The sequence below is a fragment of the Streptococcus sp. NSSLK0004 genome, from assembly GCF_059039125.1.
On the sequence record NZ_CM180142.1, the window covers coordinates 490562 to 508841 of the forward strand.

Genomic DNA, 18280 nt, shown 5'->3' on the forward strand with positions numbered 1-18280 from the left:
GGGAGTTGCAATGTTGACTCCCTCATTTGGCTTGTGAGGAACAGAAATGATTGACGTAAAAACTTTTGGTGAAAAAGCCAAATTGTATTGTTTGAAGAATAAGGATGGCATGCAGGTCAGTCTAACGGATTTTGGTGCTAGGGTGGTAGAGGTCTTGCTACCTGTTGAGGAAAATGGCGGTTTGCGAAATGTGAGTTTGGCTACTAAGTCGGACGAAGATTATCGCAAAACAGATTTGTATCCAGGTTCGACAATTGTTCCAGTAGCGGGTCGGATTTCAGGGGCTCATGCTGAGATAAAGGGAACGACTTACCATTTCACAGAAAATGAACCCAATCGTACCCTGCACGGTGGTGTCGGTACGGCAAATGAACAATACTGGGATGTTGACTTGGCGAACGATACACAATCAGTTACCTTTGGTATTGTCCTAAAGGACGGCCTGAATGGTTTTCCGGGACCTGTGGCTGTGCAGGCCGTCTATGAGTTGACGGATGCAAATGAGCTCAAGGTAACCTATCGGGCGAGGTCGGAGCAGGATACCTTGTTCAATCCGACCAACCATGTCTACTTCAACCTGTCTGGGAAGTTTCAAGAGGATATTGGCGAGCATCAGATGAGGATAGGGGCCCAATCCTATGTTCCGTTGGGTGAGGATAATCTGCCTCTGGGACATTTTGAGGCAGTGGAGGGAACTCCTTTTGACTTCCGAGAGTTTGCGACCTTTAATCAGGGCTTCAAGAGCAATCATCCGCAAAACATCTTGGTCAAGGGCTATGATCACCCGTGGCTCTTAGATAAGGTTCCGACAGCTGTGGAGGTCATTAGTTCAGACCAAAAAGTGCGTTTGCAGGTGGAGACAAATCAGCCTGCGGTGGTTATCTATACTTACAATTTCCCGCAGGAAAGTCTAGCGGCCTACCATGGTGTGTTCAGTATGGAATGCCAAGCCTTACCAAATGCTTGCAATGTAGATGGTTTCGGCTCTATTTTACTGGAAAAGGATCAGAATTATGTCTCGGAAACGACGTATCGCTTTCTTTGGTAAATGATGAAAAGAGATAGGTGGGAAAATCTGCCTGAAAGCGTGATTTTCCTTATCCTACCTCTTTTTTTCTGCTAAGAATATGGTATAATGGGAGGGATGGGTTCGCCCGACAAATTGCAAATAGGAGTTGGTAGTTGAATTGAATTACGAACAGAAGTTTTTGAAAGATTTTGAAGAATGGATTCAGACCCAAATCATGATTAATGAGATGGCAATGGAACAGAGTCGCAAGGTTGTGGAAGAGGATAAGGATGAGCGGGCGGCAGATGCTTACATTCGCTATGAAAGTAAGTTGGATGCTTACCAATTCATTCAGGGGAAATTTGCCAACTATGCGGCAGGAAAGGATTTTCATGATCTTCCAGATGGTTTGTTTGGGGAACGTCATTATTAGGAGAGGAAAAAAGGATAAATGGCTAAGAAGAAAGTAAATCGTAAAAAACAATTAAAGAAACAATTGGCAGACTTGAAACGTGCTGGTCGTACTGGATTGGAGCGCGCAAGTGATGTAGTAGAAACAGTGGCTCACAAGGCAGAATCAGTTGTAGAAAAGGCTGTTGAGCAGGTGAAAGAAGTTGTTGCAGAGGTGACTTCTTCAGCGATATCCTTGGAAGAATTTTCTGCTCTTCCTGAATTGGAAGGGGTAGCTGCGGCACGTTTGGAAACCTTCTATGAAGCAGGTATTCGTTCTGTAGCCGATTTTGCCAAGCATACAGAAAAAGAATTGCTGAGCTTGAAAGGTATCGGGCCCGCAACCGTTAAGCAGTTGAAGGAAAAAGGGATTGAGTTGAGGGGGTAAACCTTCTCGGTCAAACTAGGCAGAATACGAAAGCATGAGATTATACGAGGCTGGTTTGAAGAACCAGAGAGAACATTTGCTCAATCAGTTGGATAAAAACAAGCAAGTTTTGTTTTATGAGCAGGTAGATATTCTGAAAGCAAGAGCTTACCGTCGAGCTTTTTGGAGTACAGTCATTATGTTTTTTCTGGCCGTATTGATTGGTTTGCTGATGATGTATTACTTTAATGATGGAGGGGCAAAGCCTGACTCAGAGAGGGTAGTAGCTTCAGTGCTTATCCTACTGGTACTGATGCCGGTGTATTATCTAGTAGATGCCTATCCTAGAGCAAAATTAGAAGAGGAAGTCAAACTTCTTAACCAAATACTATCGAAAAAGCCCTAGAGCACGTTTATCAATAGAGGAATTCTTGATTTTTCAAGTTAGTTCTGTTAAAATAACAATCATCAGAGGTGTTTTGAAGCCCATTTGTCACAGGAAGCGGTGGTACTGAGAAATCCGCACAAATGTCAAAACTGGTTGCTGATGATGTGAATCGAATAGGTAAGTTGCGGGTGTATTATCATCCGAATGTGGGTGGTACCGCGGAAAACAGTTTGTATTTCGTCCCTGTCTAGTAAGTCTAGGCGGGGATTTTCATTTGGAAAGGAGAAATATGCTACATCATGTTGAAATTTACGTTTCTGACTTGGAAATCTCGCGTGCATTTTACGACTTTCTCCTGACCAAGCTGGGCTACTCGCTCTATCAGGAGTGGGAGGCCGGGCTATCTTATAAAAAGGCAGAGCAATACCTGGTCTTTGTCCAAACGCCTCAGGATTTCCTAGAGGCAGGTTTCCACCGTTGCCGTACTGGCCTCAATCATCTAGCCTTTCATGCGGGAACACCTGATGAGATTGACCAATGGCGGAAGGAATTTTTGACCAGGCGAGTCAAACTGCTCTATGACGACCGCTATCCCCACGCAGGAGGACCAGACCACTATGCCCTCTATCTAGAAGACCCAGATGGAATCAAGATAGAGTTGGTGGGCAAAACGAAATAGCCAGTCCAGAGGACTGACTATTTCTAGGAGATTATATGAAAAAGAATTGGGCTATTTCTAGCTTGAGGATAGTATAAACCAATTTTCTTAAAGAAAACTGAAGGAGAAAAATAAATGTCAAAAGAATTATCACCAAAATACAATCCAGCCGAGGTTGAGGCTGGTCGTTACCAAACTTGGTTGGACCAAGATGTCTTTAAGCCGTCAGGCGAGGCGGAGGCCAAGCCTTATTCTATCGTCATTCCGCCGCCAAACGTAACAGGCAAGTTGCACTTGGGACACGCGTGGGACACCACTCTTCAAGACATCATTATCCGCCAAAAACGCATGCAAGGTTTTGACACCCTCTGGCTACCAGGTATGGACCACGCGGGGATTGCCACTCAGGCTAAGGTTGAGGAACGCTTGCGGGAGCAAGGCGTGACTCGCTACGACTTGGGTCGTGAAAAATTCCTCGACAAAGTCTGGGAATGGAAGGATGAGTACGCGGCGACCATTCGTGAGCAATGGGGCAAGTTGGGTCTGTCTTTGGACTACCAACGTGACCGCTTCACGCTGGATGAAGGCTTGTCGAAAGCCGTTCGCAAGGTCTTTGTAGAACTCTACAAAAAAGGCTGGATCTACCGTGGTGAATTTATCATCAACTGGGACCCAGCGGCTCGCACAGCTCTTTCTGATATCGAAGTTATTCACAAAGATGTCGAAGGTGCCTTCTACCACATGAATTACATGTTGGAAGACGGCTCTCGTGCCCTTCAAGTTGCGACAACTCGTCCTGAGACTATGTTCGGTGACGTTGCGGTTGCGGTTAACCCAGAAGACCCACGTTACAAGGACTTGATTGGCAAAAATGTTATCCTGCCAATCGTCAACAAGCCTATCCCAATCGTTGCGGATGAACATGCAGATCCTGAATTTGGTACAGGGGTTGTGAAAATCACACCGGCCCACGATCCAAATGACTTCCTTGTCGGTCAACGCCACAATCTGCCACAAGTCAATGTCATGAACGATGACGGTACTATGAACGAGTTGGCGGGTGAATTTGCAGGTATGGACCGCTTTGAAGCCCGTAAGGCAACGGTTGCTAAGTTGCAAGAACTGGGGGCCCTTGTGGAAATCGAAAACCGTGTGCATTCTGTTGGACACTCTGAGCGTACAGGTGTTGTAGTCGAGCCACGCTTGTCAACCCAGTGGTTTGTTAAAATGGACCAATTGGCGAAGAATGCCATTGCCAACCAAGACACAGCTGACAAGGTAGAATTTTACCCACCACGCTTCAACGATACCTTCCTACAATGGATGGAAAATGTACACGACTGGGTTATCTCTCGTCAGCTTTGGTGGGGTCATCAGATTCCAGCATGGTATAACGAATCTGGCGAAATGTATGTCGGAGAAGAGGCTCCAGCAAGTGACGGATGGGTACAGGATGAGGATGTCCTAGATACCTGGTTCAGCTCTGCCCTTTGGCCATTCTCAACAATGGGCTGGCCTGACGAAAATGCGGCGGACTTCCAGCGTTACTTCCCAACCTCAACCTTGGTAACGGGCTACGACATCATCTTCTTCTGGGTGTCTCGGATGATTTTCCAATCGCTTGAGTTCACAGGTCGTCAGCCATTCAAGAACGTGCTGATCCACGGTTTGATCCGTGATGAAGAAGGTCGCAAGATGTCCAAGTCGCTCGGAAACGGGATTGACCCAATGGATGTCATTGAGAAATACGGTGCGGACGCTTTGCGTTGGTTCCTGTCAAACGGCTCTGCCCCTGGTCAAGATGTTCGCTTCTCTTATGAGAAAATGGATGCGTCTTGGAACTTCATTAACAAGATTTGGAACATTTCTCGCTACATCCTCATGAACAATGAAGGCTTGACCTTGGATGCGGCGCGTGACAATGTCGCCAAAGTCGCAGCTGGCGAGGCTGGTAACGTGACGGACCGCTGGATTCTCCACAACCTCAACGAAACCATTGCCAAGGTCACTGAAAACTTTGACAAATTCGAGTTTGGTGTGGCTGGTCACATCCTTTATAACTTCATCTGGGAAGAGTTCGCCAACTGGTATGTTGAATTGACCAAGGAAGTGCTTTACAGCGATAACGAGGCTGAGAAAGTTATGACCCGCTCTGTCCTTCTCTACACGCTGGACCAAATCCTTCGCCTCCTCCACCCAATCATGCCGTTCGTAACGGAAGAGATCTTCGCTCAGTACGCAGAGGGCTCTATCGTGGTGGCGGCTTACCCTGTTGTCAACCCAGCATTTGACAATGCTGGAGCTCACAAGGGAGTGGAAAGCCTTAAGGACTTGATTCGTTCGGTGCGAAATAGCAGAGCAGAAGTGAATGTTGCGCCATCTAAGCCGATTACTATCTTGATTAAGACGGCGGATGCTGAGCTTGAAACCTTCTTCAAGGCAAATGAAAACTACATCCGACGCTTTACAAATCCAGAACATCTGGAAATCAGCTCAAGCATCGCTGCACCAGAATTAGCCATGTCAGCCGTTATCACCGGTGCTGAAATCTTCTTGCCACTCGCCGACCTCCTCAACGTCGAAGAAGAGTTGGCTCGTCTAGACAAAGAACTTGCCAAGTGGCAAAAAGAACTAGACATGGTCGGCAAAAAACTCAGCAACGAACGCTTCGTCGCCAACGCCAAACCAGAAGTCGTTGAAAAGGAAAAAGAAAAACAAGCCGACTACCAAGCAAAATATGATGCGACAGTAGCGCGGATTGAAGAGATGAAGAAACTGGTTAAGTAGGTAAAATACGATAAAATGCCCAGCCTAAAAAGGCTGGGTTTTGTGGTATAATGAAGAGAAACTAGGTTGATGAGGTGGGGGAATTTGAATATAAAAGGAATTTATGAGATTGCAAATATTATCAAAAATGTTATACCTAAATCTCCTACAGTGGTTGGATTTAATATTAAAAATTTGCGCTCAAAAAAGCTTAATAGTTTATATGAGCTGGTGGATGTTGAGGACCATTGCTCAAATGTTGTGGTTCATTCTTTGAAAATAAATAATCCTTCAAAAAGTAAAATAGTTATTGATAGGGTATATAATGGATTATATGTGAGCCGGTTTAAATAAGAATGAAGTATCTTTCAATTAATCGAACTGTAGCTTATTGAATTGATCTTCTCCCTCTTTACATCCTCCCTAATATATTAGATAATAGTTCTATCAACTAGATAGGACTATTTTTATGGAATCAACTTTTGAAGCTCAATTATTGGAGTCGGTGCAATATGGTTTTATTGATAGAGAGGTTTTTCAAGAAGGGGTCTATTCGCCTAAAATTTTAATTAATGATACAGAAACTCATCGTTATGTTTTAAATGATATTCAAGAAGAATTAAGCAAGGCTAAATCCTTTGCTTTCAGCGTGGCCTTTATTACTCAGTCTGGACTAGCCCTGATTAAAAGTCAATTATCAGATTTGGCAGATGAGGGAATACAAGGTAGAATTTTGATTTCCCCTTATCTAGATTTTAATGATCCCATAGCGATGAAGGAATTGCTTAAACTGAAAAATGTCCAAGTCCGTATAACACCAGTCAATATGCAAATGCATGCTAAGTTTTATCTGTTTGAACAAGAAGGTAAGCAGGTTATCATTTCTGGTAGCTCAAATTTAACCCACACAGCTTTAAAAGTAAATTACGAGTGGAATGTTAAGTTAACCTCAGCGCAAAATGGTGATTTTATCCAGAATGCGAAAGATGAGTTTGAACGTATTTGGGAAAAATCAATAGTTCTGGATGTCGATGCAATCAATGCATATGCAGCTCGTCGAAAGACGGTTATACAGACAGCAACCATTCAAGATGAGCCAATAGAGACCTATCAAGCAACTATCCGTCCTAATAAGATGCAAGAACAAGCTCTAGAAGGTCTCGCAACTGTTAGAAAAAACGGAGCTCAAAAAGCTCTGGTTATCAGTGCAACAGGGACAGGGAAAACCTATCTTTCTGCTTTTGATGTTAAGCAATACAATCCAGATAAAATGTTATTCATCGTTCATCGAGAACAGATTCTTCAAAAATCATTAAAAGATTTTCAAAACGTGTTGGGATTTGAGGACAATGAAGGGTGTATTTATAAGAGTGGGATGGATGTTTCACAAAAGAGATATGTTTTTGCGACTATTCAAACGATTTCGAGAGCAGACAATCTGCAATCCTTTGACCCAACATTCTTTAACTATATTTTAATTGATGAGGTGCATAAAGCGGGTGCCGAAACCTATAAAAAAATGATGAAGTATTTTCAGCCTGATTTTTATTTAGGAATGACGGCGACACCTGAGCGGACGGATGGTCAAAATATTTATGAGTTATTTGATTACAATATTGCTTACGAGATTCGCTTGCAAGAAGCTCTTGATAACGATATGCTTTGTCCATTCATTTACTACGGTGTTTCAGATATCAAAATTGATGGTCAATTGATTGATGACAATACTAGTTTTTCTAATCTAGTATCAGAACAACGTGTTAATCACATTTTAGAAAAAGTGTCTTATTATGGAGTGAGTGGTGAGACAGTAAAAGGGTTAATTTTCTGTTCTTCAGTCAAAGAATCTAAAGAGCTAGAAAGTAAGTTTAATGCTAGAGGACTTCGCACACGCGCCTTGTCTGGGGAGCATAGTCAAGAGGAACGACAGAAAGTTGTTCAAGACTTTGAACATGGGAACTTGGATTACATTTTAACGGTTGATATTTTCAATGAAGGGATCGATATTCCGAGTGTCAATCAGGTTGTCATGCTTCGTAATACCCAATCGAGTATCATTTTTATTCAACAATTAGGTCGAGGTTTGCGCAAGCACGATTCAAAAGAATATGTTACCATTATTGATTTTATTGGAAATTATCAAAACAACTATCTGATTCCCGTAGCACTCTTTGGAGACCAATCTATGAACAAGGACAATTATCGTCGTGAGGTTAGAGAACCCAACATACTCAAAGGTTTGACAACGATTAACTTTGAAAAGATTGCCAAAGAACAAATTTTCTCATCTATAACAAATACTACACTATCCTCTATCAAGATTTTACGAGATGCTTATAAGGATTTAGAAAATAAATTAGGCCGTACTCCGTATTTATCAGATTTCGTGAAGTTGAATAGCATTGATCCACTTGTCTTTTTTGAAAACTCTAGTTTTCAAAATTTCGGAGATGTTGTCAATAAGTTTTCAGATGAGACAGTCATTCTATCAGACGTTGAAAAAAGATTTTTGAATTTCATTACATTTGAGACTTTGAACGGAAAACGAAAACATGAATTGTATTTGCTGAAGCTGCTTATAGAAAATGATGGACTAATTTCACCAGATAAGTGGTTTGAAGGCGTTATTGAGCATGATTTAGATTTTCAATCAGATATCTTAGATTCTGTAACTAGGGTGTTGGACCTATCCTTTTTAAAAGCCCAGGAGCAAAAGAAATATGGTAGTGATCCTTTAGTTGATTTTGATGGGGATATGTATAGATTGAATAAAGAAATTCATCAATCGCTGTTGAATAACAATAAATTTGCTCAACTATTTTTAGATGTTATTGAAACTGGAATATTGAAATCACAAGATTACCCTGAAATTTTCACACTGGGTCAGAAATACACTCGACGCGACGTGCTTAAATTAATGAATGTCGAAAAAGATGAGCCGCCATTAAATATAGGTGGATATAAGATTGATAAGACAACTAATTCTTGCCCCATCTTCATCACTTACCATAAAAGTGAAGATATAAGTGATACTATCAAGTACGAAGATGAGTTGCTGAATGAATCAACATTAAAGTGGTTTTCAAAAAATAAACGCACTTTAGATTCGAATGATGTTTCAACGATTATTAATGCCAACGAAAATGGATTGCGGTTAGAACTATTTGTCATAAAAGATGATTCAGAGGGTGGAGAATTCTATTATCTTGGTCCACTAAGATATGTTGAAAATAGTGCAAGTGAAATGTTGAAAAATGGAGACTCAGTAGTTCAAATTCTGTTTAAGCTAGATTCACCAGTGGAGGCAAACTTGTATAAATATTTGACAGATAAATAAAAAAAGAGATTCGAATGAATCTCTATTTTTGTTGTAGACATTTGACGGCTGGAATGTCTACCGGTGCCCATTTTAACTCATCTAATTGCTCGATTGGAAGCCATTTAGAATCTTGGTGTTCTAATAAAGTTAATTCTCCGTCTACTAATTTTGACAGATAGGTTTTCATAGTCACAATACCAAAATCGTATTCGTAAGAGGCTTCATTGAGGAAGGAAATAATTTCGATCTCGGAATCGAATTCTTCTTTGATTTCGCGGATTAAGGCTTCCTCAGGAGTTTCTCCTATTTCGAGTTTTCCTCCGGGAAATTCCCAATAGCCTCCCAAACTTTTTTCTTCGGGACGCTGAGCACAAAAGATTTGTCCATTTTTTTCGATTGCTGCTGCCACGACATTGATAGTTTTTTTATCCATTTTTCCTCCCATTGATAATAGACCACCATATTCTAACAAAAATGTTATTTTTTTACAAGGTTGTGTTATACGAATCATTCCCTTTGTTGTATTTTTCAAAACCCGTTCGCTTTTCTGACAAAAATATTTGGTTTAACTCTCTTAAACTCAAGAATTTTCCTCCACTGATGGATTGAGATGGCTCGAAAACTGAAAAAAAGGGCGTACTACCCCCTTGGTTTTTGAACTATTTTTTATTTTTAGACTACCCAGCTGGCTAAATGAGTATTCTGGCCTTGTTTGAGTTTGGCTAAGGCAAATCCAACCATCACTAAAAAACTCATGGCAATAGCTAGACTCATCTTCTTAAGCCCTCGGATAGTGTGCTTCTCGAATCGAAAGTCGCGGTCTATACGCCCATTCACCCTCTCCACAGCTGTCCGCTTCTTGTAGAGTCGTTTAAACTTCTGACTATCTCTAGCTACTTGATTAAAGATAATAGGTTCTACCGACCGTTTTAAACGGAAGATGCGATTGTCCTGATAACGGGGATGAAAACCATACCGCAAACTGTCACAAGACTTATCGTACCCCTTATAGATAAGCTGAATCGCTTTGCCCTTGTCATCCACCCAAAAGACTTCTCCAGATTGATTGTAAATCACATCCGTATCAAGGTATTGCCTGGTTTCATCTTCTTTCCACTTATGAGGATGATCAATGATAGGAATAATCGTGGCTTCTTCTATGAGATTCTGAAGAGGAATTCCACTATAACCACGGTCTGCCATCAAATATTCCGCTCTCTGCATGGTCGTTTGACGCATGTTTCGAATCAGCCTTTTGGCAACAGTAGGTTCCCCTTCTGAGGCCGTCGTCACTTCCCAAGCAACAGGCAGTTCATAGGTCGCATCAACCACAAGATGACAACGATAGCCATAGTGTTTCTCCATAGAGACCGTTCCATTTTTATGATGACGTTTTTTTATAGCCATATCGGCATCACAGTCAGAGCGTCTATCCTTTCTTTGTTTCTTACCATATGGTGTTGCATAACTATCAATGAACTTGCCATCTAGGGCTAAGTCAACACCAAATTCCGGAAGAAGGTTGTATAGTTCAGATATGCCAGATAAAACCCACTCGTCAATGTCTGGACAGACCTCTTCCAAATCCTGAATAAAACGAGAATAAGCAGACTTAGAGGGAGCATGAACAAGTTTAATAGTACCATTTTTGAGCTTAACACCGTGAGTTTCAAAGCCACAGATTTGACGGAGCTGGCTATTCATATTAAGCTGACGAATCAACTGTTGATCGGTTTCCAATTGAAGAACTATTTTAGCAATATAGGCAATGAAGTAAGATTGAACAGAATAATCCTTACGCCCGTGTTTGCGTTTGGCTTCTAACTCATCAAATAGACCCGTTTCTGGAAGACCATCTAATACCATCAAAATTTTTTCTAAATCACCTAGTTCCTGATCCTCAAAAAGGTTAAGCTGTGTTATAATTTTCATAGTGAGACCTCGCTAATAGAGATTTTTGACTTAAAACTATTATAACGCTTTGACGTTGCATTGAGGCTCACAAAAGGGAAAAATCGCTACTTAACGTGGCGATTTTTCTTTTTATAGCGTGCTAATCTGGTGATAGGACGGGAATAAATAACTACGGGAATGATTCTATACTATTTTAAGAGAAAGAGTAAAGGATGACAGAATGAATAAACGATTGTATGTAATAGCAAGTGCAACTATTTTAGCTGGAGCGTTATCCATGGGGGCAGTAGCAGTTTTGCAAGGGGGTAGTGGCTTTTCAACTACACAGTCTAGCAAGACAAGTTCGGAAAAGGTGACAATTTCCCTTGCGGATGGGACAGCAACAGCAACCAGTGATGCGGTAGCAATTGATGGAACAACTGTTACTATTTCTCAAGCGGGACAGTATGAAGTGACGGGGCAGGCGGAAGGAGTACAGATTCTTGTTACAGACTCAGTGACCGAGGATGTGACGATTAGTTTGAACAATGCCAGTCTTTCTTCTATCGCCTTTTCATCGACTGGTCTCAATACAGTGGAACTGATTGATGGAACAGTAAATAGTTTGTCCGGTGCAGAAACGGGAGTGACAGCGCCACGTCTTACCGTGACAGGCCAGGGAAGTTTAGACATTGCGAATGTGACAACCTATGGAATGTTTGCTAGTGAAGAGCTTCTGATTGAGTCAGGGACAATCACTATTACTTCAGAAGGGTCTGGACTGTATGCCAAGCATGAGACAGATGCCAATCAGGCTAATGTGACAATCAATGGTGGAACTGTGAATATTGCTGCAGGTCAAGCAGAAGGTGCGACTGGGATTTTTGCGGGAAATAATTTAACAGTGAATGATGGAACAATTACAGTGTCCAGTGCCTTCGAAGCTTATGTCGGAAAGCACGTCGTTGTAAATGGTGGAACAGCCAATCTGACTTCTATAGATGATGGAATTGTATCGAAGGATCCTTTCTATATCGAAGGTCAAGAATCGGTTGTAGATATTACCTTTAACGGAGGTAGCACCTCAATTGTTGCAACAGGTGATGGCGTCGATTCTAATGGAAATCTGACAGTAGCAGGTGGGACACTTGTCTTTACTAGTCCTAGTCAAGATAATGCTGCTATGGATTACTCTGGTACCGCTAGCTTGACAGGTGGGACTGTCTGGGCAGTCGGAGCGAGCAATATGGCTCAATCCTTTACAACAGCTAGTCAAAATTATATTATGACAACTGTTTATGGTGTAGCAGGTGATACCATTACTATAACAGATGCAGCAGGAAATGAAATTGCGACTCTAACAGCTCCAGTTGAGTTTTCAAGTGTCTTGTTTAGCACACCGGAATTGGTAGCAGGTGAAGTTTACTTTGTTTCGACGACTAGTGGTAGTTCTGGTCAGGCAACTGCAGCCCTTGAGGTACTTCAGTAATAAATTAGCTAAGAAAGAGACGGTATTTGCCGTCTCTCTTCATTTCAGGAGGAATTATGATAGAAGAAAAACTCGAAAGAAAAGGGACTTGGGACCGTGAGCTTGCTGTAGAGTTTGGCTTTGTCGAAAAGGGACAAAATTTGGTTTTTAGTCAAGACTTGATGAATGGGGATTTGGAAGCTTCATTTTGTTTGGATATAGAAGGTAAGCTTTGGGGACAAGTAGTTGACAGAGAATTGGGGGAGAGTTACACTCTCTTTCGAAGTCAGATTAGATTAGGTGCGTATGCTAGTCAGGTTAAGACAGAGTACCAGCAGCTTCTCTTGCAACTATTGGATACTTGTTTTATCGCTCTGCCATTTTCCAAAGACCAAAGCAACCGGCTTGCTCAGAAAATCAAAGATGAGTGGGGAGATTTACTGGATTATCCTTTTAAAAAAGCACGGACGACAGGAACCTTTCGACATCCGTCTAATCAAAAATGGTATGCTCTTATTGTGACGCTCAAGAGGGCAAAAGTAGATAATAGTAGCTCGGATGAAGTCGTCGAGGTTCTGAATCTTAAGTTGCCAGAGGATAGGATTTTGGAGTTGGTGAAGCATGATGGATTCTACCCTGCCTATCACATGTATAAGAAAAATTGGTTGACCGTGATTTTGGATGGGACGGTGGCGGACGATAAGCTCATGTCGCTCTTGGAAGTTAGTCGTTCCTTAGTGGGGCCTAAATCCTACAAGGCAGAGCAAGGCCCTGATTACTGGGTTATTCCAGCCAATCCAAAGGTCTATGATATTGATACCGAGTTTGCAGAGAATAAGATTGTTTACTGGCCTCAGAAATCAACCATTCAAGCTGAGGACATTGTTGCCATCTATGTGACAGCACCCGTGCAGGCTATTCGCTATGTTTGTCGTGTATTAGGAGCAAATTTGGAAAATCATGGGGAGTCAGATATTCCAACGGATAAGAAGCTTATGCGGGTAGAATTAATAGCAGAGCTGTCTGATGATATGCTTCCAAGAGAGCGAATGATGGAATTGGGAGTACGGGCTGTTCGTGGTCCAAGACGTTTGACCGAGAGGGTGATACAAGTTCTAACAAGGGAAGTAAAAAACATTTATTAAATTATCAGAATATTTAATAAAAAGACTTTACAAGTAGGCAAAAAAGAGTATAATAGGTTGTATAAATTTTAAGGAGGTAAGGTATGAAGAAAAGCTTCATTCATCAGCAAGAGGAGATTTCTTTCGTCAAAAATACATTCACCCAGTATTTAAAAGACAAGTTAGAAATCGTAGAAGTGCAAGGACCGATTTTAAGTCGTGTCGGGGATGGTATGCAGGATAATTTGTCCGGTGTGGAAAATGCGGTAACTGTCAATGTGAAGTTGATTCCAGATGCGACCTATGAAGTGGTTCATTCACTTGCTAAGTGGAAGCGCCATACCTTGGCTCGTTTCGGTTTTAATGAGGGAGAAGGGCTCTTTGTTCACATGAAAGCTCTTCGTCCAGATGAGGATTCCTTGGATCCGATTCACTCTGTCTATGTAGACCAGTGGGACTGGGAGAAGGTCATTCCTGATGGACGACGCAACTTGGCTTATTTGAAAGAAACGGTTGAGCAAATCTATAAAGCTATCCGTCTGACAGAATTAGCAGTTGAAGCCCGCTATGATATTGAGTCTGTCTTGCCGAAAAAGATTACCTTTATCCATACAGAGGACTTGGTAAAAAACTTCCCAGATTTGACGCCAAAGGAGCGTGAAAATGTGGTTGCAAAAGAATACGGTGCAGTCTTCTTAATTGGTATCGGTGGAGAGCTGGCAGATGGCAAACCACATGATGGACGCGCCCCAGACTATGATGACTGGACAAGCCCATCAGAAGCAGGCTACAAAGGACTCAATGGAGACATCTTGGTTTGGAACGAAGCACTTGGTTCAGCCTTTGAGTTGTCCTCAATGGGGATTCGTGTGGATGAAGAAGCGCTGAAGCGCCAGGTTGCTATTACAGGCGACGAGGACCGTTTGGAATTTGATTGGCATCGTGCCCTTTTGAATGGTCTCTTCCCGCTTTCGATTGGTGGCGGTATCGGTCAATCCCGTTTGGCCATGTTCTTGCTTCGTAAGAAACATATTGGTGAAGTGCAGTCTAGTGTGTGGCCACAAGAAGTGCGCGATAATTTTGAGAACATTTTATAAGAGATTGACTTCAATCTCTTTTCTTCTGCTTTCAATCTGCTATCTGAAAACATTTACAACAAGATTATCTGTGATTTTTACGCCAATCTATGATATACTTTTTTAGTTAAATTAAAATATACAGAGGATATTATGACAAAACTTAGAGAAGACATCCGTAACGTAGCCATTATTGCCCACGTTGACCACGGAAAAACAACCCTCGTTGATGAATTATTGAAACAATCCCAAACGCTTGATGAGCGTACGCAATTGGATGAGCGTGCCATGGACTCAAACGATATCGAAAAAGAGCGTGGTATCACTATTCTTGCTAAGAACACTGCCGTAGCTTATAACGGTACTCGTATCAACATCATGGACACACCAGGACACGCAGACTTCGGTGGTGAGGTTGAGCGTATTATGAAAATGGTTGACGGTGTTGTGCTTGTCGTGGATGCTTACGAAGGGACTATGCCACAGACTCGTTTTGTATTGAAAAAAGCCCTTGAGCAAAACTTGACTCCAATCGTGGTTGTTAACAAGATTGACAAACCATCTGCTCGTCCAGAAGAAGTTGTAGATGAAGTGCTTGAACTCTTCATCGAATTGGGTGCAGATGATGACCAGTTGGAATTCCCAGTGGTTTACGCATCAGCTATCAACGGTACTTCATCTTTGTCTGACAATCCAGCAGACCAAGAGGAAACTATGGCGCCAATCTTTGATACCATCATCGAGCATATTCCTGCTCCTGTGGACAACTCAGATGAGCCTTTGCAGTTCCAAGTATCTCTTTTGGACTACAACGACTTCGTAGGTCGTATTGGTATTGGTCGTGTCTTCCGTGGTACGGTTAAAGTTGGGGATCAAGTTACCCTTTCTAAATTGGATGGTACAACCAAAAACTTCCGTGTTACAAAACTCTTTGGTTTCTTCGGTCTTGAGCGTAAGGAAATTCAAGAAGCAAAAGCGGGTGACTTGATTGCAGTTTCTGGTATGGAAGATATCTTCGTCGGTGAAACAGTAACACCTACTGATGTAGTTGAGCCACTTCCAGTTCTTCGTATCGATGAGCCAACTCTTCAGATGACCTTCTTGGTCAACAACTCGCCATTTGCAGGTCGTGAAGGTAAATGGGTGACATCCCGTAAGATTGAAGAACGTTTGTTGGCAGAATTGCAGACAGATGTATCCCTTCGTGTTGATGCGACAGATTCTCCTGATAAATGGACTGTTTCTGGTCGTGGAGAATTGCACTTATCTATCTTGATTGAAACCATGCGTCGTGAAGGCTATGAGCTTCAAGTTTCACGTCCAGAAGTTATCATCAAGGAAATCGACGGCGTGAAAATGGAGCCATTTGAGCGCGTGCAAATTGATACGCCTGAAGAATACCAAGGCTCTGTTATCCAGTCTCTTTCAGAGCGTAAGGGTGATATGTTGGATATGGTTTCAACTGGTAATGGTCAAACACGTTTGGTCTTCCTTGTTCCAGCTCGTGGCTTGATTGGGTACTCAACAGAATTCCTTTCAATGACGCGTGGATATGGTATTATGAACCATACCTTTGATCAGTATTTGCCAGTTGTACAAGGTGAAATCGGTGGTCGCCACCGCGGAGCTCTTGTTTCAATTGATCAAGGTAAGGCAACAACCTACTCTATCATGCGTATCGAAGAGCGTGGTACAATCTTTGTCAACCCAGGTACGGAAGTCTATGAAGGTATGATTATCGGTGAAAACTCACGTGATAACGACTTGACTGTTAACATCACGACCGCTAAACAAATGACCAACGTCCGTTCTGCTACTAAGGACCAAACAGCTGTGATCAAGACCCCGCGTATCTTGACCCTTGAAGAATCGCTTGAATTCTTGAATGACGATGAATACATGGAAGTGACGCCGGAGTCAATTCGTCTTCGTAAACAAATCTTGAACAAGGCAGAGCGTGACAAGGCAGCTAAAAAGAAAAAACTAGCTACAGAAGAATAAGTTGACAGAAACAAGGAGGAATCATGTTTTACTTGATTATTGCCATTATCTTGGTACTCTTCTATATCTTTATGGCTCCTAATAATATTAAAGGAACTATGAATTTAGTTGCCTCTGTCTTTCTTCTAGCGGCTTTATTGATTGCATTGATGCTCGGTTTTCTTAGGGTGGTTCAATCTCCTCCAGAAATTTGGATAGGAATTGCTATGAGTCTTCTGGGCCTATGGGCAATGCGTGATATCTATTTTATGAGTAACAAAGATGTCAAAAAAGAAAAAAAGAAAAGACCTTATAAATATCGTTATAAGTGAAAAACGGTTGGCTCTGCCAGCCGCTTTTTGTTTCTATCGCTTGAAAAAGCCCGTCATTCAAGGTACAATAGTATATTGGAAAGTTAGGTATGTGTATGAAAATGATTTCAGATTTTACAAATAAAAAAGTATTGGTTTTAGGTTTAGCTAAGTCAGGAGAGGCTACGGCACGTTTGTTGGATAAACTAGGAGCTATTGTGACGGTTAATGATGGCAAGCCCTTTGAGGAAAATCCAATGGCTCAATCTTTATTAGAAGATGGGATTCGTGTTATTTGTGGTCATCACCCCTTAGATTTGCTGGATGAAGATTTTGCCCTTTTAGTTAAAAACCCTGGGATTCGTTATGACAATCCAATGGTGGTCAAAGCATTGGAAAAAGGAATGTCTGTTTGGACAGAAGTGGAATTGGCTTACCTGATTTCAGAAGCTCAGATTGTTGGTATTACAGGATCAAACGGTAAGACCACAACGACGACCATGATTGCAGAAGTGTTGAATGCGGGGAATAAACCTGCAAAATTATGTGGAAATATTGGTTATCCAGCCTCATCAGTTGCTCAAGAAGCAGGGGTGGATGATACTTTGGTCATGGAGTTGTCTTCATTTCAGTTGATGGGAACAAAGTCTTTCCGTCCCCATATCGCTGTTATTACCAATTTGATTGCCAGTCACTTGGATTATCATGGGACTTTTGAGGACTATGTAGAAGCCAAGTGGATGATTCAGCGTCAGATGACAGCAGATGATTTTGTGATTCTTAATTTTAATCAGGAAGAGGCCAAGAAGTTAGCAGAGCAGACACTAGCAACTGTTGTTCCATTCTCGTCGGTAGAAAAGGTGGATGGGGCCTATTTGTTGGACGGTCATCTCTATTTTAAGGATGAAATTATTATGGCTGCAGATGAGATTGGTGTTCCAGGCGCCCACAACGTGGAAAATGCATTAGCAACTATCGCTGTAGCTAAGTTAATGGGGATTGATAACCAAGCCATTCGTGAAACCTTGGCGCATTTTGGTGGAGTCAAACACCGCTTACAGTATGTCGGCGAGATTAACCAAGTTTCCTTCTATAACGACAGTAAATCAACCAATATTCTAGCGACTCAAAAAGCCTTGTCGGGATTTGATAATGGTAAAGTTATCCTGATTGCTGGTGGTTTGGACCGTGGCAATGAATTTGATGAATTGGTCCCTGATTTGCAAGGGTTGAAAAAAATGGTTATTTTGGGGCAGTCGGCTCCTCGTGTCAAACGAGCTGCGGATGCTGCAGATGTGAGTTATGTAGATGCTAGCGATATTGCAGATGCTACTCGAAAAGCTTTTGAAGCGGCAGAGGCAGGAGATATCGTGTTATTAAGTCCAGCCAATGCTAGCTGGGATATGTATGCCAATTTTGAAGTACGTGGGGATGTCTTTTTGGCAACCGTAGAGGAATTGAAAGGATAAGC

At 41.9% G+C, this 18280-nt stretch carries 16 protein-coding genes; 14 read left to right on the plus strand and 2 right to left on the minus strand.

Translation table 11 applies throughout. The features are described 5' to 3' along the window. The first annotated feature begins 46 nt into the window (after positions 1-46). From AC4CS8_RS02685 to AC4CS8_RS02720, 8 genes are all read left to right on the plus strand, one after another. Complete coding sequence (locus AC4CS8_RS02685; RefSeq protein WP_493893419.1) at positions 47-1048, plus strand: aldose epimerase family protein; 1002 nt, start codon at positions 47-49, stop codon at positions 1046-1048. Between the two features lie 139 nt (positions 1049-1187). Then, complete coding sequence (locus tag AC4CS8_RS02690; protein WP_493893420.1) at positions 1188-1442, plus strand: DUF1912 family protein; 255 nt, start codon at positions 1188-1190, stop codon at positions 1440-1442. A gap of 18 nt (positions 1443-1460) precedes the next feature. Then, the gene (locus AC4CS8_RS02695) at positions 1461-1847 is read left to right on the plus strand and encodes a helix-hairpin-helix domain-containing protein (RefSeq protein WP_493893421.1); all 387 of its coding nucleotides are present in this window, start codon (positions 1461-1463) and stop codon (positions 1845-1847) included. A gap of 34 nt (positions 1848-1881) precedes the next feature. Continuing rightward, a complete protein-coding gene (locus AC4CS8_RS02700; RefSeq protein WP_493893422.1) occupies positions 1882-2232 on the plus strand; it encodes a hypothetical protein in 351 nt (116 codons plus the stop codon). 271 nt (positions 2233-2503) lie between these two features. After that, on the plus strand, positions 2504-2893 hold the full coding sequence (locus AC4CS8_RS02705) for a VOC family protein (protein ID WP_493893423.1): 390 nt from the start codon (positions 2504-2506) through the stop codon (positions 2891-2893). Between the two features lie 114 nt (positions 2894-3007). Continuing rightward, positions 3008-5659, plus strand: a complete 2652-nt coding sequence (locus AC4CS8_RS02710; RefSeq protein ID WP_493893424.1) for a valine--tRNA ligase — start codon at positions 3008-3010, stop codon at positions 5657-5659. A gap of 84 nt (positions 5660-5743) precedes the next feature. Then, entirely contained in the window at positions 5744-5992 is a 249-nt protein-coding gene (locus tag AC4CS8_RS02715; RefSeq protein ID WP_493893425.1) for a hypothetical protein, read from the plus strand. Between the two features lie 115 nt (positions 5993-6107). Further along, positions 6108-8975 carry a DEAD/DEAH box helicase gene (locus AC4CS8_RS02720; RefSeq protein WP_493893426.1) on the plus strand — a complete coding sequence of 956 codons (2868 nt, stop codon included), beginning with the start codon at positions 6108-6110 and terminating at the stop codon, positions 8973-8975. A 22-nt stretch (positions 8976-8997) separates the two neighbouring features. Here the strand turns inward: AC4CS8_RS02720 and AC4CS8_RS02725 are convergent, their stop codons facing one another. Both AC4CS8_RS02725 and AC4CS8_RS02730 read right to left on the minus strand, forming a co-directional pair. Next, complete coding sequence (locus AC4CS8_RS02725) at positions 8998-9390, minus strand: (deoxy)nucleoside triphosphate pyrophosphohydrolase (protein ID WP_493893427.1); 393 nt, start codon at positions 9388-9390, stop codon at positions 8998-9000. Between the two features lie 239 nt (positions 9391-9629). After that, the gene (locus AC4CS8_RS02730; protein ID WP_493892440.1) at positions 9630-10889 is read right to left on the minus strand and encodes a transposase; all 1260 of its coding nucleotides are present in this window, start codon (positions 10887-10889) and stop codon (positions 9630-9632) included. A gap of 202 nt (positions 10890-11091) precedes the next feature. Between AC4CS8_RS02730 and AC4CS8_RS02735 the strand changes: the two genes are divergently transcribed. From AC4CS8_RS02735 to murD, 6 genes are all read left to right on the plus strand, one after another. Next, a complete protein-coding gene (locus AC4CS8_RS02735) occupies positions 11092-12339 on the plus strand; it encodes a carbohydrate-binding domain-containing protein (RefSeq protein ID WP_493893428.1) in 1248 nt (415 codons plus the stop codon). Positions 12340-12395: 56 nt separating this feature from the next. After that, positions 12396-13463: an MmcQ/YjbR family DNA-binding protein gene (locus AC4CS8_RS02740; RefSeq protein WP_493893429.1), complete on the plus strand. Its 1068-nt coding sequence runs from the start codon at positions 12396-12398 to the stop codon at positions 13461-13463. A gap of 83 nt (positions 13464-13546) precedes the next feature. Then, a complete protein-coding gene (asnA, locus tag AC4CS8_RS02745) occupies positions 13547-14539 on the plus strand; it encodes an aspartate--ammonia ligase (RefSeq protein ID WP_014637558.1) in 993 nt (330 codons plus the stop codon). A 132-nt stretch (positions 14540-14671) separates the two neighbouring features. Continuing rightward, the gene (gene typA, locus AC4CS8_RS02750; RefSeq protein WP_493893430.1) at positions 14672-16519 is read left to right on the plus strand and encodes a translational GTPase TypA; all 1848 of its coding nucleotides are present in this window, start codon (positions 14672-14674) and stop codon (positions 16517-16519) included. A 23-nt stretch (positions 16520-16542) separates the two neighbouring features. Next, positions 16543-16830: a DUF3165 family protein gene (locus tag AC4CS8_RS02755; protein ID WP_493893431.1), complete on the plus strand. Its 288-nt coding sequence runs from the start codon at positions 16543-16545 to the stop codon at positions 16828-16830. Between the two features lie 95 nt (positions 16831-16925). Then, positions 16926-18278, plus strand: a complete 1353-nt coding sequence (gene murD, locus AC4CS8_RS02760; protein WP_493893432.1) for a UDP-N-acetylmuramoyl-L-alanine--D-glutamate ligase — start codon at positions 16926-16928, stop codon at positions 18276-18278. Positions 18279-18280 lie beyond the last annotated feature (2 nt).